Raw genomic sequence first — 24,627 nt, forward strand, 5'->3', positions numbered from 1 at the left:
TCCTTTTATTTACGATGATCTCCATCGAACAGATTAGCCTGGACATTAGGCGTTTTCTGTTGTCCTACTGTGCCAGCTCCGTCTCCTCAGCCTTTTACAGTCGCTTCGTCCTTCGGTTCATCTGACGGCAAAACGGTTTCAAAAGCAACTGCTTTTACCCCACCCTCCACCAGTTGTCGGCCGATGCCACCTTGCTCGTTGACGATCACTTGCTCTGTCTCGACTGGGGTCCATTCGTTCTGCGACGTCCAGGCATAAACCGTTTCCTCGATGAACATCGCAACGAGCTCATGCGGATTATTTTTTCGTTTACGAATCAACTGTACGCCTTTACCTGCACGAGCCTGAAGTGGGATCGCAGCAATGGATGTGCGTTTTACAACTCCTTCAGCCGTCAACAAGCTAAAGGCACGAGAATCGTCTTCCTCAATAGGAAGCATCGTGATCACATCGTCGCCAGGAGCAAGTGCGATTGCCTTTACCCCGCTTGACGCTCTACCCGTTGCACTGACTTCATTGCGCTGGAAACGAATACCCATGCCATCTTTTGTCGCACCGAGAATCGCCCCAGCTTCGTCAGCCACAAATACATTCACAAACTCGTCATTGTCTGCTTTCAGCTTCGCAGCTACCAACGCACTCGAACGATTCGTTTCGTATTCGGACAACGCCGTCTTTTTCATCAAACCATTTTTGCTTACATGGTATACATACAGCGGTTGTTTGAAGTTTTCTACGATCGTAAAGCCAACGATCCGCTGATTCTTCTCCAACGGGATGATGTTGACGAGAGCGGAACCAATATCCTTCCACTTATCGTCTGGGAAGGCGTTAACCAGTGTAGCGAAGTATTTACCATCCTGGGTAAAGAAGAGAGCAGTGTGAGAGGTATTCGTCTCCATGAAATAGCGGACACGGTCACCTTCTTTTACCCCACATGTCTCCAGCGTTCCCCCCACTGATTTGAAGGAGCGCGGGCTCGTCCGCTTGATATATCCTTCGTTTGTGAGAGTTACGATGCAATCCTCAGCATTGATTTGCATCGCGATATCGATTTTGATTTCCTCGATCTCGCCCTGGATTTCTGTCAGACGCTCTTCTGCGTATTTTTTCTTGATCTCGTTCAGTTCGCCAGTAATGACTTGAATCAGCTTTTTTTCGCTCGCCAAAATCGATTTCAGTTCCTCGATTTCTTTTGCGAGGGTAGCCAATTCTTTTTCCAACTTGACGATATCCAAACGTGTCAAGGAAGCGAGCTGAATGCTCAAGATCGCATCTGCTTGGTTGTCGGTGAAGCCGTATTTCTCCATGATGTTTTTCTTGGCATCTGCACGGTCTTCCGAATCCATAATTGTATCGACGATCTGTCGCAATATGGACTTGGCACGAATCAAGCCTTCCACGATATGCTCGCGGCTTTGCTTACGATTCAGATCATATTGGCAGCGATTCGTGACGACTTCTTTTTGGTGGTCGATGTACGCACCCAACAAAGCCTTGAGTCCCATCTGGCGGATGGTCCCCTCATGAATCACGTTCATGTTGTAATTGTAATAGATTTGCAGATCCGTATTTTTGTACAGGTAGTTGAGAATCGCCTGCTCATCCGCTTCCTTACGAATATCCACTACGATACGGACTTTTTTCTGCTCGGCCTCTTTGCGACCAGTTTCATCGCGAACCGCCAGCGCCCCCTCAATTTTGCGCTCCATCACAAGCTCATCGATTTGGCCGACGAGCTTCGACTTGACCACTTCATAAGGGATTTCGGAAATGACGATTTTTTTGACCTTGCCGCCTTTTGGCTCCTCTACATGCGTCTTTCCGCGAATGATGAATTGACCACGGCCTGTCTCAAACGCCTTGCGAATTCCGGATAGCCCTTGAACAATGCCTCCTGTCGGAAAATCTGGACCTTTGACGTGCTGCATCAGCTCATCCAGAGAAATATTCGGGTTCTTCATTTGTGCAACAGCCGCATCGATGACTTCGCCCAAATTGTGAGTAGGGATGTCAGTTGCAAATCCAACCGCGATCCCGGCAGCACCATTCACGAGAAGATTAGGAAACCGTGAAGGCAATACTGCCGGTTGTTGAGCAGAGTTGTCGTAGTTCGGAATAAATGTAACCGTATCCTTTTCAATATCGCGCAGTAGCTCATTGGCCAATGCCGACAGTCTGGATTCGGTATAACGCATAGCGGCTGGTGGGTCTGCGTCCAAGCTACCAAAGTTTCCGTGACCTTGTATGAGCACTTGCCGCATTTTCCACCATTGCGCCATCCGCACCATCGTTTCGTAAATCGCCGAGTCTCCGTGCGGGTGATAGGTACCCATCACGTACCCGACCGTTTTCGCTGATTTCCGGTATGGTTTATCGTTCGTGTTGCCTTCTTGGTACATGGCATACAAAATACGGCGCTGTACCGGTTTTAGTCCATCGCGAGCATCCGGGATTGCGCGTGAGAGAATAACCAGGTTGGCATAGTCCCCGAAGCGCTTTCCCATAATCTCCGCGAAGCTCTGTTTAATAATTTGATTGGACAGCATGCTTATTCATCCTCCCCCACTTCAAAGGTGACGTGGTTCTCGATCCACTCACGCCGTGGCGGGACTTTGTCACCCATCAAAACGGTTACCAGCTTCTCACAGTGAGCGAGGTCTTCCAGTTCAACCTTAATGAGCTTGCGCGTCTCAGGGTCCATGGTTGTTTCCCAGAGCTGATCGGCGTTCATCTCACCCAAACCTTTGTAACGCTGCACTTCAGCACCGCGTCCAGTCTTTTTCAATGCCTGTTCCAGCTCGTGATCGTTCCAACAGTAGATCGCCTCAGTCTGCTTGCCCTTGCTCTGCTTTTTCACCTGATACAAAGGCGGTTGGGCAATATATAAGTGACCAGCTGCAATCATCGGGCGCATGTAGCGGAAGAAGAAGGTCAAGAGCAGCGTTTGAATGTGCGAGCCGTCAACGTCCGCGTCAGACATGATGATGACCTTGTCAAATGCACAGTTTTCGATGGAAAACTCTTCGCCAATATCGGTTTCAAGCACCTCTAGAATCGTGCGGAACTCTTCATTCGCCAATACCTCGGAAAGCTTTGCTTTTTCCGTGTTCAATGGCTTACCGCGCAGGCTGAACAAGGCTTGGAACTCTGAATTCCGGGCCTGTTTTGCAGAGCCACCCGCGGAATCCCCCTCGACGAGGAAGAGCTCATTGCGCTTGGAGTCTCTGTACTGTGGTGGAGTAAACTTTTCCGAAATCGATTTGCGCTTTTTCGCGGTTTTGCCTTTCTTGTCGCCGCGCAGTGCTTCGCGTTGTTTGCGTAGCTCTTCGCGAATCTCAGCAGAACGCAATGCCTTGTCAATCAGCAGCTTGCCTATTTCCGGATTTTCCTCGAGGAAGAAGCCTAGCTTTTCGGAAACAATCTGTTCTACGATTGCCCGTGCTTCTTCGTTCCCCAGCTTGTCTTTTGTTTGGGACTCAAACTGGACGTCAGCCATTTGCAATGACAATACACCGAGGAAACCTTCCCGCAAATCGTTTCCAGTCAAGTTCGGGTCTTTTTCTTTCAAGTACCCTTTTTTCCGGGCAAATTCGTTAAAGATCCGGGTCGTACCATTGCGGAAGCCCGTGACATGAGTTCCGCCGTCCGTTGTAACAATCGAGTTGACATAGGACACCAGTGTCTCTGCATAGCCGTCATTGTACTGAAAAGCCAGCTCGACGTAGATATTGTCCTTTTCCCCTTCGAAGTAAACGATCGGTTGGAGCGTATTTTTCCCCTCGTTCAAGTAAGAAACGTATGATTTCAAGCCATCTTCGAAGTAAAACTCTTCCCGTTTCTTTTCAGGTCCACGCTCGTCAATCAAAACCATGCGCAGCTTTTTCAGAAGGAATGCCGTCTCACGAAAACGATCACGAATCGTCTCATAGTCAAAGCGAGCATTGCCAAACACCGCGTCATCCGGCAGAAAACGTACCGTTGTTCCTGTACGCTTGGTGTTCCCTGTGATTTCTAGACCGGTAACCGGTTTACCGACATGCTCATTTCCATTTGCATCCACCACATATTCAAAGCGTTGCTTATGAATTTTGCCTTCCCGGTGGATTTCGACCTCAAGCCATTTGGACAAGGCGACAACGACACTGGAGCCTACCCCGTGCAAGCCACCACTTTTTTTATATCCGCCACCACCGAATTTACCACCGGCATGGAGCGTCGTAAAAATAACCTCTGGTACAGGTCGGCCAGTTTTGTGCATACCCGTTGGAATTCCGCGTCCATGGTCTTCTACACTGACACTGCCATCCTTGTACAAAGTGACGATGATGCTATCGTTAACGCCGGCAAGCGCCTCGTCTTTGGCGTTATCTACAATTTCCCACAGCAGATGATGCAGGCCACGCGAGCCCGTGGAGCCTATGTACATTCCAGGCCGCTTTCGAACGGCAATCAAGCCTTCTAAGACCTGAATATCTTCTTCTGTATACGTTAGTGTTTGCTGTGTTTCTGTTTCCTTCAATCGCGCTCTCCCCTCTACTCTTCGGACACGTAGAAAAACGATCATGCCTTTTTTACTGATGGCTAGCGTCGTAATCACCTTTTTTGAAAAACGCCGAGATGATTCAATCCCCATGAGAGGAACGTTTTCCTAATAAAAGCGAACACTTAATCGCTATTGTACCGTATGGTTCCCATAGTATTCAACGCCAGTAGCAAAATGGGGCAAAAAAGCCACCTCGCCCCTAGCGAGATGGCCGATTCTTCTCAGTATTCCTCGTTTCTCATTTCGTTCTGTACTTGACATGCATATTCCATTAATTAGTGTAGCACTAATGGTGAAGATTGGTCAAAACGAAAAACCAAAACATCTGTTTCCCTTTCTCTATTTCTTCCCTCACAAGCGTAAATCCTGCTCCTATCAAGGAAAATATGCCTCAGGTATTTCCATTCATCCGCGCTTTGGCTTTGGGCATCCTAGTAAGGCATCGATTCCTGAGGCCAAAAAGGGGGGAATACTTTTGATCAGTGCTACCAAGCCGTTTGTCAAATTCCATAAGTATGATGCTGAGCTAGCTTCTGACGTTCATGCCTTAAATTCTGCCGGATACAACAGTGATGACATCTGGGTTTTGAAATGGAATCCTGATAAAAATCACTCAAATCAACGAAACAATTTTTATAAATACAGTACCCACTTTGAAAGTGCCGTCGGTCACATTGACAGCATGGCGCATTTCTTTGACAATGGCGGTAAAGAACTCCGTACCCGTCTCGAAAAGCTCGGTCTTACCAAAGACGAGTGCTCGGCATTGGTTCGGGAACTGCAAGATACGGACTATACATGCCTTCTCGTTGTACGAGACCTTAAGGATAACATTATTAAATTGAATGACTGATCGACCGCAAGAAAAAGCCACTGCTTGGGTTCTAACGCCAGCAGTGGCTTGTTTCATTCATACGGGAATTACTTGTCTTCTTTAATGAGTTCGATGCCTTCCAGCACTTCGTTCAGCTTCGCGTAAACAGTGCTCTCCTCGTCCTCTTCCAATGGTACCATTTCGCCGCCGTCTACTTGGAATACGAAGATATCCACTTCTTCATCTTCTTCGCTTTCTTCATCTTCCACAGCTTCAGCCAAGGCAATATATTCTTTACCGTTCAGGTCGAACATAGCCAATACTTCGAAATCCCCCAACGGTTCACCATTTTCATCGTCCAATGTAATGATATCGCCCAATTCGAGGTCTTTGTTCTCTTCTGTCAATGTGTTCACGTCCTTATGCTGATATTCGTACTCTGTTCCATCATACCGTTTTTTTCCGGGAGAAGCAAACAGGCGAATGACTTTATGCCTTCCCTGTCCATAAAAAACAACCTACCACTTGAGGCAGGTTGTTAACTGATTACTCACTATACTCTTGAAGAACACCTTTTTCAAGCAAAAATGCTTCTTCTGCCTGAAGAATAGTCACGATCGCTTCGCGTTTGACATACATCCCTGCAGATGCCAGACGACTCTCAATCGCACGAAGTAGTTCTTCAAAATCAATGATCTGTACATCTTGTTCGCTCACAAAAAAACCTCCCTTTTCCCATGCACCTTTTTCATTGTACACGAACAGGTCGTTTCTTCCAACTCCACCATTTTCGGCGGATTGGTTTTAACAAATAAGCGCTCCAGATGACGAGCACAAAGGAAAGAACCACGTACACACATGAGAAGAACAACCACGGTGCAAAAGTGATGTCATCGGATTGATCGAATGACTCGCCTAAAATATCGAACAAAACGATGATAGGGTTCGTCCCTGCCAGCATCTGTAGCTCATACATACTCCAAACATCTGAATTGACGTACCGTTCCGGATACGTCTGTTGCAAAGACTCACCGATGAAAAAGAACAGCAATCCAGTGCCTACCACAAAAAAGAAGGCAATGCCGTATGTGGTGACCGTCGAGATCGACGTTCGTTTAATCCAGGTGGAGCAGAACAACCCCAACGACCCGAGAAAAAACATATTCACCGCGAGAAAAAGGACGAGCTGGGCCATTTGTTCCGGGGAGACGCTTCCGTACAGCATCACGATACTGTACAAAGGCATCGAGGCAACCAAGAGCAGTGTGGAGAACGCCAAAGACGTAATCAGCTTGCTCAAAATAATCGTGCGCGTCGACAGCTGAGTCGTCAACAAAATATGCAAGGTCTGGCGTTCTCTCTCTCCACTAATCGCTCCAGCAGTCAGAGCAGGTGCCACAAAGCAAACCATCGCATAGTGTATCCCCGCAGATATCAGAAACAAATCCCGGTTATCCCCTAACGATTCGGCCTTTAAGGGGTCCATGAGCAAAAAGCCCATCGGTATTCCCCCCATGACAAACAAGTAAACCACTAAAATGAGCATGGTCTTTCTCGAGCGGAATCTCTCCCGCATTTCTTTTACCAAAAGAGGATTGAACAAGAAGTCGCTCACTCCATACCGACTCCTTCCGTAATCGCCAAGAAGACATCTTCTAAATCTTTCTTGGAATCGCCATAGTAGACGACTGCGACCTGCTCATCCAGCAGTTCTTGTAGCAAATCAGCTTTTTGTTGCTCCGTCCCTTGAAAGTAGAAGCGAAAGCCTCCCATATAGTCTGTCAATTGATGTACATACGGTGAGCTCGCTAATAGAAGTCCCGCTTTGTCCAAATTCCGCAGGGCTCTTAGTTGCATCCGGCTTTGTCCTGTGTCCCGATTGCTGACCTCATGCACAGAACCGTACGCAATTAATCTGCCTTTTTCGATGACACCAATATCATCACACAGCTCGGCTAGCTCCGGCAAAACATGGGAGCTAATAATGATCGACTTGCCCATTTCGCGTAGTTGCTTCATAATTTCGCGCAATTCGATACGGGCTCGCGGGTCCAGTCCTGATGCAGGTTCATCCAAAATAAGCACGGCCGGATCATGTACGAGACAACGTGCTAACCCCAGGCGCTGTTGCATACCTCGAGACAAAGAATCGACGAAAGCGTCTGCTTTGTGAGACAAATTCACTAGTTCCAAAAGATCACTGACGAGTGCCCGTCTTTTGGAGGCAGGAATTTTGTATGCTCCGGCATAAAACTCCAAATACTCCACCGCTGTTAAATTGTCATATACCCCAAAAAAATCGGGCATATAGCCAACAGACTGGCGAACACTTGCAGGATCTTTTCGAACATTGTAGCCACAGACAAATGCTTCCCCTTCACTCTGTTCCAGAAGGGTAGACAAGATAAGCATCGTGGTAGATTTTCCGGCGCCATTTGGACCAATGAAACCGAACACCTTTCCTGGCTCGATGGAAAGGTTCAAATCCGTCAACGCTTGCAAATTGCCGTATCTTTTTCCTAAATGAACGGTTTCGATTACCATTTCCGCACCCCCTCTACCTGGAAAATTGGCTCTGGTAGAGCTAATCGCGACGTTCCATTGTGGGAAAAACGAAGCAATAATGTTTGATTTGGCGTTAATATTTGCTGGAGTTCATTATCGAGAACAAGTCTCCTCCCGCGCTCAACAGGTATCCACCTACCACTCTTTTGGTGGAAGTATTCGATCCGGAAAGGCTTAAATGAGCTGTGATTCAGCGGTACCATTATTCGCTTTATATTGAGCGCCGCTTTATCTGTACGTAATTCAAACGTAATACTGCCCTTCCCAAGCTGCCAAATATATCCGGTACTGTCGAAGTCCCCTGTCATTTCATACATTTCGGCATCAAGCAGGCCATAAGGACAAGTCACCAAACCTTGTTCATTCGGCTGGAATTGAATAGGCTGCTGAATGACATTCCAGTAATGCGCTTGGTGAGGCACCTGCATTGTCATCAGAGGAAGAGGCTCTGTCGTTGTGCCGATGATACTTACCTGATTCCCCTCTTCATACTCAATAACTCTTTCCTGCATTTCTTTGATTCGTTCTTCCATCGTTTGCAATTCGTTTGTTGCTTGTGGTTTTCTTGGCATAAACAAGGGCTCAAGCACACTGTCAATCTGCTTTTCTTCTCCCTTTTTCAATGGCCCAAGCGGAATTCGCTGAAAACCAATTTCAATATAAGTCTGATCGTAAGCAAACTCCGTATTGTTTTTCACGTTCCCTTGCAGACGATTCTCATTAATTCGCAAGGAAGCATCAAAAGCCCCCATGTCGTGCTTTACCCCGATACCGATTGCCTGTTTCGGTGTCAAATAGGGGAGGTTGCGGAAAGAGAGAACCTCATCGCCATCCATTAGCCCCTCTGGTCGATAATCATTTCGCCCGACTGTCAAGGGCAGTGCAACGATCGAAGGTTCAAGTTGAACATCGTATTCGTTTTGATCCACCCCCAAGAACGTTGTGGCTGAACGAACATGAGCCAGAGACTCATCTAATATATCGATCTTGGTTACGGCGTAGCTGGTACTCGTCTTCACAACTGCAGGCTTTCCAACCGCGAATATAGCGACGGTCAAGAAAATTCCTCCAACCGGGATGACTCCCCACGCCCATTCAGGTTTCCTCATTCTTTTCAGAATGAAGTATGTCAATGGTGCCAGTACAATTACATATCCGCCCCACAACGCCACCATCCAGAACGGTGGCGGAGTCTGTACTTCAGGAATCTTCTTGCTCAAGTCAAGAAAAGGCCGTGTCATTTGATCCATATAAAGCTTCTCTTCAAAAATCTTCTTGGCGCCATGCTGGATCATTGCATTCTGCCACAGTTGTGCATTAAACTGCCACGATGCCAACGGCTCTGCTGTCACATCATAGTTGACAAATAGCAGCAGCCCTCTTCCGTACGATTTTGACACAAACAAGGGCAAGTCTCGGTTGTATACACCGATACTGCCATTTGGTGCGACTTTCGCAATGTCATACTCACTTAATGCTTGCTGTAGCTCTATATTACCAGCTTTTCCGGCTTCCACAGGAAGAATATCAGCGAACCGCTGGATCATCCCATCTTGATTGGGACCTGCGGAAACAACCACGATCCCTCCAAGCTGGATCCACTCCTTGATCGCTGCCATCTGTTGATCATTAATCGTGGAACCACTATTGCCTGCCAGGGCTAACATGTCTATGTTTTCGTAAATCCACGATTGGTCAGGCAACATTTGTTCCGTGAGATTTTGAACAGACAAGGGGCGATTCCTTTTGGATTGTGATTGATTGAGGGCAAGGAAATGAAACGCACTGCCCTCTTCGCTGATCACCCCAATGGTGCGCCCGTCTGTTGGGTAAGGGATACGCAGCTTTTCGCTTTTGATAACTTGACCGTTTTGCGTCACCTGGACGTACCAATCATCGAGCAATATTTGGGAAGGCATATCGAAATACACGGTTGTACTCTTTCCTTGCTCAAGCTTGATTGGACGCCGAAGCTTAAATTCATTATTTTTTTTGACTTGTCGCTGCGATAACTCTACAGCCCCTGTGAAATCTTGTTCTTGGCTGGTTACCTTAACGTTTAGTCTCATCCATGATTCATATTTGACGATACCACTTAATGGTATTTCGAATTGTATGTCTACGTTGCTCTCTGCCATAGCTGGGCGTATCGAAAAGCTAAGCCATGTGATGACAAAGATTAACACCCATTTCCATCTCATGCTTGTTCCTCCGCTCATTTTCGTGACGCCAAAGAGATAACCAGTTGTTGCAGCTGATCATGGCGGGAGATAAGCAGTAAGTGCTTACCTTTGTTTGCCCAGTTGCCTTTGATCAGCTCTTCAGATGACTGGTTTCGCAATGGTAGCTCGCGTGTCACAAAAGGCTCTTCACTCACGTTTACTTCCATCAGCGTTCCATTTGGGTGTGTATAGGTTAATCTCGTATCAGAGCTCCACGATGCCCACTGTCCCACTGCAAGCGAGGTAACTTTCCCTGTCCGCATTTCCATCAGCTGTACTTCACCGGCTTTATTAAAGGCAAGCAAGCTTCCATCTGGTGACCATTTAGGCTGAGCGCCTTCTACAAGCTTCCATTCTTGGAACGATACTGTGCTGCTCACCCAAATTTCTTCGACGCCATTTTTAGAGCGAGTAAAAGCAAGCGAATCATCATGTTCAGACCAGCTTGGTGAAGAGTATAATACCCCTTCTTCTTCCTTCAGCAATCGGCTGCTTCCCATGCTGTAAGTCGTTGGCATCTCCACAATCCATATCCGCGATAATTTTTTATCCTGCTCGACGACTGCGATTTGCTTTCCAGAATTAGACCACGCTACCCCGGTGTATTTTCCTTCGGTTGGCGGCAGCTTGATCGTGACTGGCTTTAATTCTTTATCGATAGGAATGGTTTTCAGTTCTGCATTGTTATTGATGTATGCTAGCTGAGTGGCTTTCCGATCAATATCAACAAGCTCCACAGTTGTTTGTGCTGGCAGCTTAAGCATTTCATTCTCTCGAACGGCAAGAGAGGTATTGTTCCACCACACAAAACCGCCTATGGCAAGGGCGAGAGCAGTAGCAGCGATTCCGCTCCAAACCAACCTCCCCCATTTTTGGGGTGCGGCATTTGGAACTTTTGCCTGCTTGGCTTCGTGTTCTCTCATTTTCTGGAGCAATTGTTTTTTGAGGTCTGTTTTTAACTGATAATTGACAGGAACCGAGCCGCGCATCTGCTTCAAATGGGCTAGGAGTTGGGTTACGGTCTGATCATCCGATTGATGATCCTGGGGGTGCTTCTCCTCTTCTCTCATTCGGAGTCCCCCCTCTCATACATCTTCTGAAGTTTTTGTAATCCGCGATAAGAAATCATTTTGATACTCGATTCTGTTTTGCCGAGCACCTCAGCTACCTGACTGATTTTGAGGTCAGCAAAGTACCGGAGCATCAACACGTCTCGTTGATCCTGAGACAACAAGTCCAGACGATCACGAAGCAGACGAACCTCTTCATTCGTCAGCGCCTGCCGTTCTGGCTGCCATGTGTCGTCCGGTTCTGCTCCTAGAAAATCTTCCTGGTCAACCGGTAGCTCCCTGTTTTTCCGCATAAAATCCACATATGTATTGTGAGCAATACGAAAAATCCATGATGCGAAAGGACTTGTTCTGCTATATTGCTCGAATTTTTCTAGCGCTTTTAAAAAGACCACGGTGGTCAAATCATCGGCATCCCACGTACTTTGAACCCGGCATCGTAAATACCGGTTGACGCGATCAAAATATTCGTCATACAGTTCCGTAAATGGACGAGATTCATAATAATCTCCGGATGATGGCCCCGACGGTTGCTTCATAGCCATTCCCATTTGCGTTTTCCTCGGTTTCTTCCAGACTTAAGCATGCTCTCAGAATGGACTTTCTCCACTACATCCTGAGACTACTCTAACTAAGTATTACGTATTTCTTAGGAAGAAAGTTTCATAATGTGGCAAAGTTTTTTGAATTATTTCCCTAATGCGGCATCTAATGCTAACTGAATGTCTTGAACGGCCTCGATTCCGACCGATAACCGTACCAGTCCCATCGTGATTCCCGTTTCCTTGCGCTGCTCTTCAGAAAAAGCACGGTGGGACGTCGTAACAGGATGAGATACACTCGTCTCCACACCTGCAAGGGACGGAGCCAACTTGATCCAGTCAAGTGTCCGGTAAAAGTCGTAGATCTTCGTCTCATCTGCCAGAACAAAGGATACCATTGCCCCCTGTTTTTGCCGTGAAAAAAAGAAGGTATCCGTAGGACATGGGTAATACACTTGTCCAACTGCAGGGTGCTCACGAAGAAACGCAGCGATCTGGCTGGCATTATCGCATTGACGCTCCATTCTCACTGCCAATGTTTTCAAACCACGTGATGTCAGCCAGGCCTCAAAAGGACTGAGCGATGCACCGTAGTTCGCTACGATTTCTGTGGCACGCTTGATTGTCGCCTGTGATCCAACCAGAACACCTGACGTCACATCGCTATGTCCACCTATGTATTTGGTTCCACTATGTACCACGAGATCTGCTCCGAATGAAATGGGTTGTACCAAATATGGCGTCGCAAACGTATTATCCACCATGACGGTTAATCCAAGACTTTTTGCTTCCTTGATCCAGTAAGGCAAATCCACAACTGTCAATAACGGATTGGTGATCGTCTCCAAGAAAAACAGGCGCGTAGTTGGGCGAACATGATCAGCAAGCTTTGTCATTTGACCAAGCTGGATACACTCGAGCTCTATCCCAAATCGCGACAGCTCCTTATGCAGTAGAGCGTAGGTACCACCATAAATTTCATGGGAAGCCAGCACGTGATCCCCAGGAGAAAGAACGGCAAGTAAACCCGCCATGATCGCGCCCATACCGGAGGCAGCACTGACACCTGCTTCTTCGCCTTCTAAAACAGCGATTGCACGAGCCAGTTCCGCTTGGTTGGGATTGCCATTTCGGGTGTACAAATATTCTCCCTCGCCGACGTAGTACTGTTCTACTTCTTCCAAGCCTTCAAAGGCAAAAACGGAGGTTTGATAGATCGGTGTAGATTTGCTCTTTACTCCCCGCAAAGGGTCATGTCCAATATGTACCGTCTTGGTCTCAAATCGCTCTGCCACATCGATCACCCTTTTCTCCCAATCATACCATGCGAGATTGGAAAGGAAACTAGCGGATTGGCAAATGCTCGACGTTTTGTGTTATAATTCGAAACCGAACCACCCAACAGTATGAAACAAAGGAAGGTGCATAAGATGAGAAAATTGATGACAACTCTGTTCACATGTCTGACGGCAATCGCCTTGGTTACGGGTTGTTCTACAGGAAGCAATGAAGCTGCTCCTAATCAGCCTACTACGCCAGCAGAGAAACCAGCATCCAAAGAGCCAGCTAACCCACCGGGTCCAACCGGAGAGAAGAAATACGAGAAGGCTCCGGCTATGCAGATTGACAAAGCAAAAGACTATCAAGCCAAAATCTCTACTTCTATGGGAGACATTACGATCGATCTGTTTGAAAAAGATGCCCCGATTGCAGTCAATAACTTTGTTTTCCTTGCAAAGGACAAGTTCTACGATGGCATCACGTTCCACCGCGTTATGAAAGACTTCATGATTCAAACAGGCGATCCATTGGGTAGTGGCATGGGTGGTCCTGGTTACACCTTTGAAGACGAATTGAAAAATGGCCATAAATATGAACCAGGCGTGGTTGCTATGGCGAATTCTGGTAAAAACACGAATGGTAGCCAATTCTTCATTGGTACCGGACCTGACGTGACAGGATTGGACAACTCTCCGAACTACACGATTTTCGGGAAAGTTACGGGTGGCATGGATATCGTTCAAAAAATTGCCGGAACAAAAGTCAAGAAAAACCCACAAACGGGTGAACCAAGTGTTCCTGAGCAAACGATTACCATTAAATCCATTACCATTACGGAAAAATAAGAGCAGCCTCAAACTGCACACGAAAGCCACTTTCTCAACGGGAAAGTGGCTTTTTTTTGAGGAAACATCCGTTCATGAAAACACTTTCACAAATCGCTCGATATTGTAAATAGTTCTATGGAACCAATTCCCTCTTGAACCATTCCGACAAGACCGCTAGACTTGCAAAAGACCTGATTCGCTTCCGCAATCAAAACGCAAAAAGCGAAAAGGAGTGGTTCACACCATGTTGACACGAGAAGCGCCAACGCGCTTTTTCTTCTTTTTGAACAGTTTTGGCTTAATGCTGTTATGCTTATTTGTCACACCGACAAGTGCAATGGCACCACAGCCAGTACAGATCCTCCCTGTTCTCGGTAGTGCACAGGCGCCATCGGAACAAGTTTCAAAGAAGGAAAAGAAATCAACCACATCTGCTACAGTAGTAAAACGCGAGTCTGTGCAGGTTAGTCGTGATAGTCGCCCAAAAGTGGTTCGCAATGGAAAAGTGAAGGTTTCACAGAGGGATATGGAACTGCTCGCCCGGTTAGTGTATGCGGAAGGCCGGGGAGAACCGTATGAAGGACAGGTAGCGATTGCTGCCGTTGTATTGAATCGGGTTGCTTCAGATGAATTTCCAAATACGGTCCGGGAGGTTATTTATGCTCCCAATGCGTTTTCGCCTGTCCACGACGGCAATTTGACACATAAATCAAATGAAAGTACGAGAAAAGCGGTCCAGGACGCGGTGAATGGAAAGGATCCGAGCAATGGTTCCGTGTACTTTTTCAATCCGGATACAGCTACATCCAAGTGGATTTGGTCACGTCCTGTAACGGTTGAGATCGGTAACCATCGTTTTGCTCGTTAACGGGCTACTTACAGAGAACATTTAATAATACTTTATTTTTATTTTATTGATGTTTTACTTTTGCTTGCTATGTTGTAGGTGTAAGCACTTTTTCAACGCATTGAGAAAAAGTTCGATTATCTTCTTAGGATGACTTTTTAACGTAAGCATGTTTAGATCGATTATTCAATCTGAGTATGCCTATGCTAATAGCTTTGATTGATTGACTGTTTTGGGTGAGAGCAAACCAGTCATAGAACAATCAGTCGTTCTTTTTCTCAATCGCCCCCAATAATTAGGCATTCCCAACTGGGAATGCCCCTTTTTTTATTAGAAGCCGTATATAGACATACCGCCATCAACCGAAATTGTTTGCCCCGATATGTATGAAGCTGCATCAGAGGACAAGAAAATCGCTGGTCCTACCAAATCCTCAACATCCCCGATTCGGCCACTCGGCGTTCGCTGCAACACCTCTTGGACGAACGTTTCGTCGCTAAGCAAGCTCTCCGTTAGTGGTGTACGGAAATACCACGGCGCGATCGCATTTACGTTGACGCCAAACTTGCTCCATTCTAATGCCAGCACTCGCGTCATCTGGATAAGCCCTGCTTTACTGGCACCATACGCGACACCCGTGCGAAGTGCTACTACACCTGCGACCGAAGCGATATTGACGATTCTGCCATAGCGCTGCTCGCACATGACTTTGCCAGCAGCTTGACTCATGAAAAATGCTGCTTTCAAATTCAAATCGATTACTCTGTCCCACTCTTCTTCTGTTACCTCATGAGCTTTTTTGCGGATATTCATTCCTGCATTGTTGATCAGGATATGAACACCCCCTAGCCCTTCGACTACTTGCTTCACAACACGGTCCGCTGCATCAGACACAGTCAAGTCAGCCTCAATAGGAAAAGCCACTCCGCCTTTTGCCTCAATCTCCGATACCACTTCTTGCAAATCGGAAGCTGTTCGCGAGACTACCGCAACTTCCGCACCTGCTTCTGCGATTCCCAACGCTAGTGCCTTCCCAATTCCTCTTCCAGCACCTGTTATGATTGCTTTCTTTCCATTCAAATCAAAACGTGTCATTTTCGAAACGACTCCCCTTTCGTTTCCTTAGAGGATTCTGCATCCATCGCCTTTTCCCTTGTCTTTTGCTACAATATACCTGTATGGAAAGGGGGCAGTCCGTTGCGTTTGTACAGCCAAATGACACTCGCCGAGCTGCAGGAGGAAATGGAGCGCCTGCACGTCGAAGCGAAAGAGAAAAAGAAGCTTGGTGATCACTCACAGCTTGCGATTATTACACAAAAGTACTTTATGGCGAAATCGTACTATTTAGGAACGGGTGAGTTCCGAATCGGGAGCAAATACAGCGTGCCTGATTACGATCAGCCGTTTACAATTGATTATTTCAACGGAGTATTTGCTTGGGGACGTTTCCCAGATTCGGACGAACAGACAGGTTTTCCAGTAGGAATGCTGGAACTATGGTTTGATTAATGGAAAGTAGCTTGTTAGACCTCAATTCAATGAGGTCTATTTTTTATTTCGCTAACCAAATCTTTGGCTTCTCACCGAGCCTCCAGAACCAAATGCGTCCATCCGGCACAAGCTGCTTTCTCTTGGATATACTAACAAAAACGAAAGGGAGCGACCAATACATATGGACTGGATTAGTATCATTCTCTTAATCCTTGTAGCACTCGGTGTCATTGGAAACAACGCAACTGTGTCCATTGCTGTTGCTCTCCTTCTTCTCATGAGACTCCTGTCGCTGGATCGATTTTTCCCGCTCCTCGAACAGTATGGGCTACAGCTCGGGATCATCGTTCTGACTGTGGGAATTATGACTCCGCTTGCTAGCGGCAAAATTAGTCCGTCCTCTATCCTTGAAATTTTTACGAATTGGCATTCGTTACTTGCGGTTGCCGTCGGTATGTTTGTCGCTTATCTGGCTGGAAAAGGAACGGTTTTGATGACGCAAAACCCTTTGATCGTTACAGGCTTGCTACTCGGTACGATCGCAGGTGTCACTTTTTTCCGCGGTGTTGCAGTCGGTCCTTTAATTGCAGCAGGTATTCTCGCCTTTATTTTGCAATTTCTCCCGAAGTGATTAGCTCCAGCGCTCTTTCAACTGAAGGCCATAAGCCAAAATTTGCTGTGGTGTAACCATGCGAAAGCCTTGCTGCGCACGATAATCAATCGTAAGCATATCAGACCCGATATAGGCGATCGTTTCGCGATCTACCAGAAACGTCAAAGAATCGACTTGGTAGACTTCATCCTCTGGACCTTGGGTATCCCACCACAACGCATACTCTACATTCATCCCGCAGCCACCGACTAGCTCACCGTTGATCCGAATGGGCTTGTCTGTACTGCTCATGCGTTCTGCTGCCTCTTTTGTTACTTTCACGATCATGTTCTTGGTGCCACCTTTCTCATGATTTTCCAATATGCTGAATGCATCATCTCTTCCATGATAGCATACAATGCTTGAAAGGCAGCTGAAAGGACGATCATCTATGAACATCTACGAGCAAGATGGGATTTTTGTCGCTGAAACGGAGTTCCAATCGGAGCACGTTGTCATTTTTGCGAATACGTGGGAGGAAGCCAAGGAAAAACTACTCGTTCGGCTTCTGGTACTAGAAATGATTGGTTGAATGAAAAGCGGGTCGCCAACTGGACCTGCTTTTTTCAATCCCGAAACCACAAGGAGCTATCCATGACATACAAAACAGTAACGACAATTGACGAGCAGCACCTGGTTGCTAAAATCAGACAAGCAACAACCAAAGCCAATCGCAACAATGTCACCCGCACACAAGCATACCTCACCTTTTATCTCGAACACCAAGAGGTTCACTGGGCGTTATTGGCCCATCTGGTCTCACGAAATGGCGGGTGGAACATGACCGATTTAAAAGGAGAATGGCTACCGCTTATCATGGATGCACAAGCAATCGAGCCCTTTTTTTGGTTTTTGGAAAGATGTAACTGGCTGATTTTTCACGATGCCTATCCGCAATTACTACTGTATGCGGAGATGAAACGAACGGGGAGAGATTTAACAAAGCTTTTGGCGCCACTTGGTGTCTCAGTCTTTATGCAATCGTATTGGCAAGAGTTCCTCGCATCTAAAGACAGTGCGCGCATTACACATGCACTCATCGTCAATGAACAGCAATATATCGAACAACGTGTCGTACAGAAGCCGTTTACACTGAATCGTATTTTCGCTTCGTTTGCTTTCGTCGCCCAATCTGCTCTCTCGATGAATCAAGTGCTCATTCCTTATAAAGCGCATCCAACTGATCGCCAACTTAGCTTGATCGGATTGAATGTCCATCATTTTCCCGATGTCCTGTACCGCATTCAGGTCGGAAAGACGTTGTATCAGCTATTGTTTGGGGATCGCTTTCGTTTTGAGAAAATGCTCTCCTATTGTTCTCGTATCCCTCATACAGGTTCACGAGCGGATTATTGGCCGCATTTGTTTACACCTCTTCATACTCCGCTCACCGCAGAGGTTGAGTATCAGCTGCGATTGGATGGACATGAGTTGCTAGAAGGAAGTCCGAAGATTTATAGCCCACGTCTTCAAGATGCATGGGCAGATTATGGACACGATCCGGCAGATGGGGTAGATTGGTTTCGAGATGAAAAATGGTACAAGGCCGTGAAAGAACCTGCTTTACTGCCTTCTATTGACAGTGATTCTTATGTGCGTTCCTTGCATTGGATCGAATACGGAGTCAAACTCGTCTCAGCAATCACGTAGCTTGGAAGGAGGTCAGCCTCATGGAAAAATGGATGCAAGAAATGGCGTTGAATCAAACAAGTTTTTTGCTATCCTGCCAATTGCCGAGCGGTACCTTTCGCCTTGGCCCCAAACGTGATCAAATCAATCCGTACTTCACTAACCTCGGAATTATTTCCCTCATCCGCATGAAGGAGGCAGAGGCCGTTCGCGGACATCTCGATTGGTATTTGCGGAACCTGAATGCGGACGGCTATATCAATGATTTTCGACTTGAATACGGAAAAGAAATCGATACCGGCACAAATGATAGCGAAGATAGCTATCACACCACTTATTTCAGCCTGCTTGCAGAATGGATACGAGCAACGGGACGTATGGACTGGCTGCATCTCAACCACGCGAAACTCATGTCCCTTCTCCAAGCAGTTGCCCGTCTTCAACAAAAAGACGGGCTGACCTGGGCGAAGCATTCGTATCGGGTCAAATATTTGATGGACAATTGTGAGGTGGCCAAGGGGCTGGCAGATGCTTCGTATTTATTTTCGTTGATCGGAAATGTGGACGCTGCCGAGGAAGCAGCTGCACGTGCCAAAGCCTGTGAGCTCGGCATCAGTGGCATGTACAGTCGGATTCGCAAGTCGTATGCAATGTATGATCGCACGTACCCTGGCTGGCGAAAATGGTACCCGGACGTCACCTCGCAAGCTTTTCCCATTGTATACAGCATGACAGATACCAACACAGCCTCACTGCTCTACCAAAGGATCACGGACGCATTTCCACATTTTGATACGTTTCAGACCGGTGATTTATATCCGTGGATGACGATGGGCGTATGCGCGCAGTTGATGGGTGATAAAACACGGGTGAAGACGATGCTCGTGACCGCAACAGACTTGTACATACACGGTCCCAGGTACCCGTACTGGCTGATTCAAGACGCCGGACGCTATATTGAGTTGTTGCTAGAAGTAGACTCATGAGGCTCAGATAGGAGTTGCTTCACCCAACAATAGCAACGCTCGAGTTGTTCGTCTGTTACTTGGTCAGAACGATGCTCGAACACGATCTTTACGTGCGGATTTTCCTTCCGGATGATCGTCAGGTAATCCTCGATCGGAGCCCATCCTTCATCCGGTTTGCATTCGGGAAGAACCGGATAGTGAACGAACCCGACCGTATCAGCAGTCACCTTCATACTTTTCAAATGAATGCTCCACGCATATTTCGTGTACTTTTGGATGACTTGACGGGCATTGAAAAACGGGTCGATTTTTTCTTGCAGGAATAATCGGCCGGTATCGAGACAGAGCTTGATCGTTGGATACTTCTGTAGCAAGTGCTCTAAAAATTCTGTCTCATACACATATCGGTTGAGTGCATCGAATTCAAGGACAGGTGTGAAGCGAAACTCCTTACCTTTCTCAGTCAACCACGCAAACAGCTGTTCACTATGATATTGAAACTCTGCTTCCGTATAGGCATGCTCCCATACATAGTCTCGCGAATCATGAAATCGCCATACACTCCAGTCGACGCGATCATCCAAGATGACAGGCTTCGGATAATGGAATAAGACATAGGTTGGCTGAATGAATGACATATACGCCAATTCCCTTTTAATTGTTTCGAATGCCTCGGTTCTTGTCTGATCATCAGCATCCATGAATAGAGCATCCCGTAGCTCGGATTGATCTGCACGCAACGGAAAATGAACACCGATCGCAAAACCTTTTGCTTGAGATTCACGCTGTAATAGTTGGATATCCTCCTCCGAATCAAACAAGCATGCCTCTATTCCGTAAAAGCCCTCCTTAAAATCTCGTGCGTATTTTGCTTGATCAAATCCTCCATATTGACCAATCATGAAATTTTTCATTCGAGGGTTTCCTCCTATTTTCCGGCGGTATAGAAAACGCGAGGAATCTATCCCCGCGCTTGCTCTACTTTCTTTCAATTTTCGTACCTGAGTCGTGTGTCACCACGAGAAATGGGGTCAGTTCCCCTTCCTCCCAGTAAAAAGGCAAGACAGAGATTGGCACTTGCCCTTTCGATGCAAAATCATAGGTGAGACGGGCTAACAGATGGGCCCCGGCTTCTCCTGTCATATCCGCCACGATCAGAACATCCTGATGCGGAATCGCGACACCAAGCGAGTCTCCTTGCTTCTTCTGATCCAGCTCCGCCAGAAATGAATCAAGCAAAATTCGGCTTGCCGCATATCCATCTGTCGGACTAATAAAATGGATGCGCTGACCCCCTACCTCTTGTGACTTCACTGAAAAGGGGAGCTTTCGCAAGTTTTCCATCGCGTATGAATGAAGCTGCTCGCTCGTCCAGCCTGCTTCCTGCAGCATCCGCTTCTCAATCAATGCGTAGCCTTCGCCTTGATCTAGTGCGTACAGTACGAACGTATCAGCTGTATGCTCCTTCACCACCCACCGCTCCGGGTACTTGTTGATCATAGAGGCATGACGCAAAACTGGATAGATGTGATGCTCTTGGCCGCTTACTCTTAGTTGTCGATCCAACTCCATCACTCCCTTCCCTTTGTTTATTACCAAGGTGGATTATCATCGTCCTCTGTAGGCGTGCTCACCGGGGTATAGGCAACATTCTGGCTTCTCTCTTCGATTTCTTTCACGATGTCCGTCAATGCCTTTGGCTTTAAAAACTCAACAGGGGACATACCACGTTCGAACTGTAGCTGCTCGCCCTCTAATAACACCAAATATCGCCCATTCACTTTGGCGATATGCAGACTAGTGCCGTAATCGGCCAATAACGTGCGGATCTGCATATGATCCAGCTTGAACTTCAGCTCGACCTCAGGTTGGCGATCTGTAATGATTTGCATTGCTTCCATCACGGTCTCATGCTCCCATTTTTCTGCGAGCTCCCGCTTAGGACTTGCGGCAATGAGTTCGATTGCTTCCTCTTCCCGTACCCGCTCTTCGGACTCTTCGGGGTACGTATATTCGATGTGCTGTCTCGCCAATGAAATAACTTCTTCAGAGACGATCTGTGTCATCGTCTGTGGATACTCGACAAAGCGCAAAAATTCCTCAAAATACCGCGCGTGGGAGAACTGATGAATTTTCACGTGATACGGGTCATTCATCCCCGATTCGATCATGTACGGATACATGAGCGATTTCATGTTTTTGGCATTAATCGCCATGCGTACATTCGATATGAGGCTCTTCTCATCTGTGATGACCGCTGTTTTTTGTTCGAAATCGCATTTTAAAATAAAGACATAGCGCTCGTCAATCAGCTCTAACCTCGTCCGTACCACAATCATGACTCCGCCTCTCACCTGAGAGGTTCGCAAATATGACTGAATCAGCTCCTGACAGGGCTCTCTGCTCTCCCCTGTCGTTTCCGCAGCCAACAATCGATTCAAGAGGGCATAGTTGGGGTTCGAGTCCAAGGGATGTCCAGGCTCAAGCACAAATTGACCCAGCTTTGTCGGCGTGCCTTCTGTCTTCGGATTCATCTCGACTTTTCTTTTCGCAATCCGGGCGAATTCCCCATCGAGAAAATCTTTCAACTCGCTTCTGTGATATTCATCATGACTCAAATAGCGCGTCATCCGCACTTGTTTAATGCCATCCTCTTCTTCAGGCTGTTCCATTAGATAAAAGGATAACCAGTCAATTGTAAAATTCATACCCTTCGCTCCTGTCTACATGTAACGAACTGATTATAGCAAACCTATTGAAAAAAAGGTCAGCTTTTTCAAATCATGATAAGATGAAGGGAGGAGGGGAAAATCACACAATGTGGACTCGTATGAAGTCATGGTGGAACGAAACGATACGCGATAAACCGTATCAGCCCGGCCACCTAGCAGGTCAGTATGAAATAACAAAAGTGTTAGGGATGGGAAGCTACGGGATCGCTTATCTCGCCACGCACAACTCTACAGGTAATCAGGTCGTGCTGAAACAAGTGAAGCCAAGCCTGCGGCACACTCCAAAAGGAGAAGCCATGCAAGCGTATGAAAAAAAGGTGCTGATGTCCCTCTCGCATCCTCAAATCCCTCGCTGTCTGGATTCCTTCACGTATCGGCAAGACTCGTTTATGGTCATGACTTATATTGCGGGCCCGACACTCGAAGACATGTTGTTTGATCAAAACATCGTGGCTGATGAGCAAAAATGCGCCGAATGGATCCGCCAAATCGGGGAACTCGTGGCTTACCTCCATGAGCAAAATGTGATTCACCGTGACGTACGCATCCCCAACGTCATCTGGAATGGGGACAAGCCGTACCTGATCGATTTTGGCCTCGCTCGGTTTGTTGGTGATCGCCCGACTTACACAGCTGATACCCTTTCCGCCTACCCATCTGAAAAACAACTGAAGCGAGAAGTGGCTCCTTCCAGTGATCTGTACGCATTGGGGCATTTCTTTTTATTCTTGCTCTATTCCGGATACGAATCGGAACCGGACGCACCTGAAAAAAGCTGGGAAGAGGAACTCTCGATATCCCCTTCCATTCGCATGATGATTCGCCGTTTGTTACAAATGGACGCCCCTTATGAAAGCGTACATGATTGGCTTAAAGAGTTGGACCGATATTTAATCCACTACCAAGAAAAAAGAGCAGGGTATCCGTAAACTTCACGGATTCTCCCTGCTCTTCTTCTTCATTCATTCTGCAATCGGCTCTTGTTTCGTCTGTTCCATCTTTTCCTTCAGTTCCCCTGCTTCCTGGCGCAGCACTTGTCGTTCGTGTTTCGTCAAAACTTCTCCACCAACTGTGCCATTTACCAGCAAATCCTCTTCATATAAGCGATCTTTGCGCATGGAAACCTCCTGTAGACAAGTTGTGTACTTCTTGTCCTACTTTGTTCCAAAGCCGCCCTTCTTATGTGCACGATTTTGATTCCGTTTTGCAGGGCTCGTATTTTTGGCTGGAGCTCCTGACTTTTGTACTGGCGCAGGCTTTCGTACTGGACGCGGATCTTCCAGCGCTCCGTGCGTCATGAATTTTTCAGCAATAGGCAAGCCTGTTTGCTTGGAAAATTTTTCGATGATAAAACGTTCCTGTGTCGTAATGATCGAAAATACCAGTCCGGCACGCCCCATACGCCCAGTTCGGCCACTGCGATGAATGTACGTGTCAGCGTCCGATGCAGGATCGTAATGAACAATACATTCCACACCTGGAATATCAATACCACGTGCCGATACATCTGTTGTAATCAACACGGGGAATGCTCCATCCCGGAATTGTTGCAGGGTGCGGGCACGCTCTTCTTTTGAAGCATCACGATGCAGAAATCTGCACGGTAAATGGTGGTAGTTGAGCTTCGATACAATCTCGTCCACTTTTTCGATTTGATTGACAAAAACAATCGAAGAGCGAACATTGACGAGGCGCAGCAAACGACGGAGCGTGTCCACCTTTTTGCGTGGGTCAGTGACCAAATACATGTGTGCTACTCCAGCAGCGCCTTCTGGTGCTGCTGCGCGAATAACGGTAGCATCTTTTGTGAAAATTTCAGCCGTATGTACGACTTCCTCTGCGATTGTCGCTGAGAATAACAGGCGTTGTGTATCACGCAGTGTTTTTTTCATGACCTCTTGAACTGGCTTGCCAAAGCCCGCATCCAGCATCCGGTCTGCCTCGTCGACAACTACTGTCTTCACTTCATGGACCTTTAGCTTGCGCTGCTCAATCAGCTCCAGCAGTCTTCCTGGTGTTGCTACGATCAATACAGGCTTCTTTTTTAGTTTCTCGATTTGGCGTTTCACATCGACTCCGCCAATAATGGACATTACGGCCGTGTCCTTCCCTGGCAGAAGGCTTTCTGCTTCCCGCGCAATCTGAACAACCAGCTCATGGGTCGGTGCGAGTACAATGGCCTGTACATCTTTTTGCTCCATATTGATTTTCGATAAAATCGGCAATAGATAAGCAAACGTCTTGCCTGTCCCAGTCGGTGATTCAATTAAGGCATCTCGACCAGCCATAATCAACGGGATGGCTTCACTCTGAACAGGTGTCGGTGTTTCCATTTTTCGCTCTCGCAATATAGTCAACAGCGGTGCGCTAATTTGTAAATCTGCAAACGTGGTGCTCACAAAAACCCTCCTGGCATAAATTCGTGCATTGGGTAAGCTTAC

At 47.0% G+C, this 24,627-nt stretch carries 25 protein-coding genes and 1 pseudogene; 9 read left to right on the plus strand and 17 right to left on the minus strand.

All coding sequences use genetic code 11. The features are described from left to right. Positions 1-5 precede the first annotated feature (5 nt). Together parC and ACQ5DJ_RS07955 are read right to left on the minus strand one after the other, a co-directional pair. Positions 6-2,549: pseudogene (parC, locus tag ACQ5DJ_RS07950) on the minus strand (DNA topoisomerase IV subunit A). Positions 2,550-2,551: 2 nt separating this feature from the next. Continuing rightward, positions 2,552-4,636: a DNA gyrase/topoisomerase IV subunit B gene (locus ACQ5DJ_RS07955; protein WP_429841965.1), complete on the minus strand. Its 2,085-nt coding sequence runs from the start codon at positions 4,634-4,636 to the stop codon at positions 2,552-2,554. A gap of 385 nt (positions 4,637-5,021) precedes the next feature. Between ACQ5DJ_RS07955 and ACQ5DJ_RS07960 the strand changes: the two genes are divergently transcribed. Further along, positions 5,022-5,399 carry a general stress protein gene (locus ACQ5DJ_RS07960; protein ID WP_429842019.1) on the plus strand — a complete coding sequence of 126 codons (378 nt, stop codon included), beginning with the start codon at positions 5,022-5,024 and terminating at the stop codon, positions 5,397-5,399. A 68-nt stretch (positions 5,400-5,467) separates the two neighbouring features. Here ACQ5DJ_RS07960 and ACQ5DJ_RS07965 read toward each other — a convergent pair whose 3' ends face one another. From ACQ5DJ_RS07965 to ACQ5DJ_RS08000, 8 genes are all read right to left on the minus strand, one after another. Beyond that, positions 5,468-5,767 (minus strand): DUF1292 domain-containing protein, encoded by a 300-nt coding sequence (locus ACQ5DJ_RS07965; protein ID WP_007718819.1) that lies wholly within the window; start codon positions 5,765-5,767, stop codon positions 5,468-5,470. Between the two features lie 139 nt (positions 5,768-5,906). After that, entirely contained in the window at positions 5,907-6,119 is a 213-nt protein-coding gene (locus ACQ5DJ_RS07970) for a hypothetical protein (protein WP_429841966.1), read from the minus strand. Further along, positions 6,109-6,975: an ABC transporter permease gene (locus ACQ5DJ_RS07975; protein WP_429841967.1), complete on the minus strand. Its 867-nt coding sequence runs from the start codon at positions 6,973-6,975 to the stop codon at positions 6,109-6,111. The genes ACQ5DJ_RS07970 and ACQ5DJ_RS07975 overlap by 11 nt, the downstream gene beginning before the upstream one ends. Continuing rightward, positions 6,972-7,904 carry an ABC transporter ATP-binding protein gene (locus ACQ5DJ_RS07980; protein ID WP_429841968.1) on the minus strand — a complete coding sequence of 311 codons (933 nt, stop codon included), beginning with the start codon at positions 7,902-7,904 and terminating at the stop codon, positions 6,972-6,974. The genes ACQ5DJ_RS07975 and ACQ5DJ_RS07980 overlap by 4 nt, the downstream gene beginning before the upstream one ends. After that, entirely contained in the window at positions 7,898-10,126 is a 2,229-nt protein-coding gene (locus ACQ5DJ_RS07985; protein ID WP_429841969.1) for a hypothetical protein, read from the minus strand. Before ACQ5DJ_RS07985 ends, ACQ5DJ_RS07980 begins: the two co-directional genes overlap by 7 nt. A gap of 14 nt (positions 10,127-10,140) precedes the next feature. Continuing rightward, positions 10,141-11,217 carry a TolB family protein gene (locus tag ACQ5DJ_RS07990; protein WP_429841970.1) on the minus strand — a complete coding sequence of 359 codons (1,077 nt, stop codon included), beginning with the start codon at positions 11,215-11,217 and terminating at the stop codon, positions 10,141-10,143. Then, positions 11,214-11,768 (minus strand): RNA polymerase sigma factor, encoded by a 555-nt coding sequence (locus tag ACQ5DJ_RS07995; RefSeq protein WP_017249140.1) that lies wholly within the window; start codon positions 11,766-11,768, stop codon positions 11,214-11,216. Before ACQ5DJ_RS07995 ends, ACQ5DJ_RS07990 begins: the two co-directional genes overlap by 4 nt. A gap of 137 nt (positions 11,769-11,905) precedes the next feature. After that, entirely contained in the window at positions 11,906-13,063 is a 1,158-nt protein-coding gene (locus tag ACQ5DJ_RS08000; RefSeq protein ID WP_429841971.1) for a trans-sulfuration enzyme family protein, read from the minus strand. 126 nt (positions 13,064-13,189) lie between these two features. Between ACQ5DJ_RS08000 and ACQ5DJ_RS08005 the strand changes: the two genes are divergently transcribed. Both ACQ5DJ_RS08005 and ACQ5DJ_RS08010 read left to right on the plus strand, forming a co-directional pair. Beyond that, a complete protein-coding gene (locus ACQ5DJ_RS08005; protein WP_429841972.1) occupies positions 13,190-13,885 on the plus strand; it encodes a peptidylprolyl isomerase in 696 nt (231 codons plus the stop codon). 226 nt (positions 13,886-14,111) lie between these two features. Then, positions 14,112-14,735, plus strand: coding sequence for a cell wall hydrolase (locus ACQ5DJ_RS08010; protein WP_429841973.1), 624 nt, complete (start codon positions 14,112-14,114; stop codon positions 14,733-14,735). Between the two features lie 309 nt (positions 14,736-15,044). On the opposite strand, the gene ACQ5DJ_RS08015 is transcribed toward ACQ5DJ_RS08010, so the two are convergent. Continuing rightward, positions 15,045-15,809, minus strand: coding sequence for an SDR family NAD(P)-dependent oxidoreductase (locus tag ACQ5DJ_RS08015; RefSeq protein WP_429841974.1), 765 nt, complete (start codon positions 15,807-15,809; stop codon positions 15,045-15,047). A 102-nt stretch (positions 15,810-15,911) separates the two neighbouring features. Between ACQ5DJ_RS08015 and ACQ5DJ_RS08020 the strand changes: the two genes are divergently transcribed. Together ACQ5DJ_RS08020 and ACQ5DJ_RS08025 are read left to right on the plus strand one after the other, a co-directional pair. Beyond that, positions 15,912-16,223 carry a YfhH family protein gene (locus ACQ5DJ_RS08020; protein WP_048033314.1) on the plus strand — a complete coding sequence of 104 codons (312 nt, stop codon included), beginning with the start codon at positions 15,912-15,914 and terminating at the stop codon, positions 16,221-16,223. Positions 16,224-16,386: 163 nt separating this feature from the next. After that, positions 16,387-16,836 carry a DUF441 domain-containing protein gene (locus tag ACQ5DJ_RS08025; RefSeq protein WP_429841975.1) on the plus strand — a complete coding sequence of 150 codons (450 nt, stop codon included), beginning with the start codon at positions 16,387-16,389 and terminating at the stop codon, positions 16,834-16,836. Here ACQ5DJ_RS08025 and ACQ5DJ_RS08030 read toward each other — a convergent pair whose 3' ends face one another. Next, positions 16,837-17,145, minus strand: coding sequence for an iron-sulfur cluster biosynthesis family protein (locus ACQ5DJ_RS08030; RefSeq protein ID WP_429841976.1), 309 nt, complete (start codon positions 17,143-17,145; stop codon positions 16,837-16,839). It lies immediately after the preceding gene. Between the two features lie 103 nt (positions 17,146-17,248). Between ACQ5DJ_RS08030 and ACQ5DJ_RS08035 the strand changes: the two genes are divergently transcribed. The 3 genes from ACQ5DJ_RS08035 (at position 17,249) to ACQ5DJ_RS08045 (ending at position 19,472) form a co-directional block, all read left to right on the plus strand. Next, positions 17,249-17,389 (plus strand): hypothetical protein, encoded by a 141-nt coding sequence (locus tag ACQ5DJ_RS08035; protein ID WP_007718846.1) that lies wholly within the window; start codon positions 17,249-17,251, stop codon positions 17,387-17,389. Positions 17,390-17,451: 62 nt separating this feature from the next. Further along, positions 17,452-18,507: a DUF2515 family protein gene (locus ACQ5DJ_RS08040; RefSeq protein ID WP_429841977.1), complete on the plus strand. Its 1,056-nt coding sequence runs from the start codon at positions 17,452-17,454 to the stop codon at positions 18,505-18,507. Positions 18,508-18,527: 20 nt separating this feature from the next. Further along, positions 18,528-19,472 carry a hypothetical protein gene (locus ACQ5DJ_RS08045; RefSeq protein WP_429841978.1) on the plus strand — a complete coding sequence of 315 codons (945 nt, stop codon included), beginning with the start codon at positions 18,528-18,530 and terminating at the stop codon, positions 19,470-19,472. On the opposite strand, the gene ACQ5DJ_RS08050 is transcribed toward ACQ5DJ_RS08045, so the two are convergent. The 3 genes from ACQ5DJ_RS08050 to ACQ5DJ_RS08060 form a co-directional block, all read right to left on the minus strand. Next, positions 19,439-20,368 carry a sugar phosphate isomerase/epimerase gene (locus ACQ5DJ_RS08050; protein WP_429841979.1) on the minus strand — a complete coding sequence of 310 codons (930 nt, stop codon included), beginning with the start codon at positions 20,366-20,368 and terminating at the stop codon, positions 19,439-19,441. The two genes, ACQ5DJ_RS08045 and ACQ5DJ_RS08050, sit on opposite strands and share 34 nt — an antisense overlap. A gap of 64 nt (positions 20,369-20,432) precedes the next feature. Further along, positions 20,433-21,026, minus strand: a complete 594-nt coding sequence (locus ACQ5DJ_RS08055) for a DUF1444 family protein (protein ID WP_429841980.1) — start codon at positions 21,024-21,026, stop codon at positions 20,433-20,435. Positions 21,027-21,046: 20 nt separating this feature from the next. Beyond that, positions 21,047-22,162, minus strand: coding sequence for a DUF3900 domain-containing protein (locus ACQ5DJ_RS08060; RefSeq protein ID WP_429841981.1), 1,116 nt, complete (start codon positions 22,160-22,162; stop codon positions 21,047-21,049). Positions 22,163-22,272: 110 nt separating this feature from the next. Here ACQ5DJ_RS08060 and ACQ5DJ_RS08065 point away from each other — a divergent pair, with 110 nt between their 5' ends. Next, complete coding sequence (locus ACQ5DJ_RS08065) at positions 22,273-23,115, plus strand: serine/threonine protein kinase (RefSeq protein ID WP_429841982.1); 843 nt, start codon at positions 22,273-22,275, stop codon at positions 23,113-23,115. 33 nt (positions 23,116-23,148) lie between these two features. Here the strand turns inward: ACQ5DJ_RS08065 and ACQ5DJ_RS08070 are convergent, their stop codons facing one another. Next, a complete protein-coding gene (locus tag ACQ5DJ_RS08070; protein WP_429841983.1) occupies positions 23,149-23,304 on the minus strand; it encodes a hypothetical protein in 156 nt (51 codons plus the stop codon). A gap of 36 nt (positions 23,305-23,340) precedes the next feature. Then, a complete protein-coding gene (locus ACQ5DJ_RS08075) occupies positions 23,341-24,585 on the minus strand; it encodes a DEAD/DEAH box helicase (protein ID WP_429841984.1) in 1,245 nt (414 codons plus the stop codon). Between the last annotated feature and the right edge of the window lie 42 nt (positions 24,586-24,627).

The organism is Brevibacillus sp. FIR094, assembly GCF_050477165.1.
Classification (GTDB): Bacteria; Bacillota; Bacilli; order Brevibacillales; family Brevibacillaceae; genus Brevibacillus.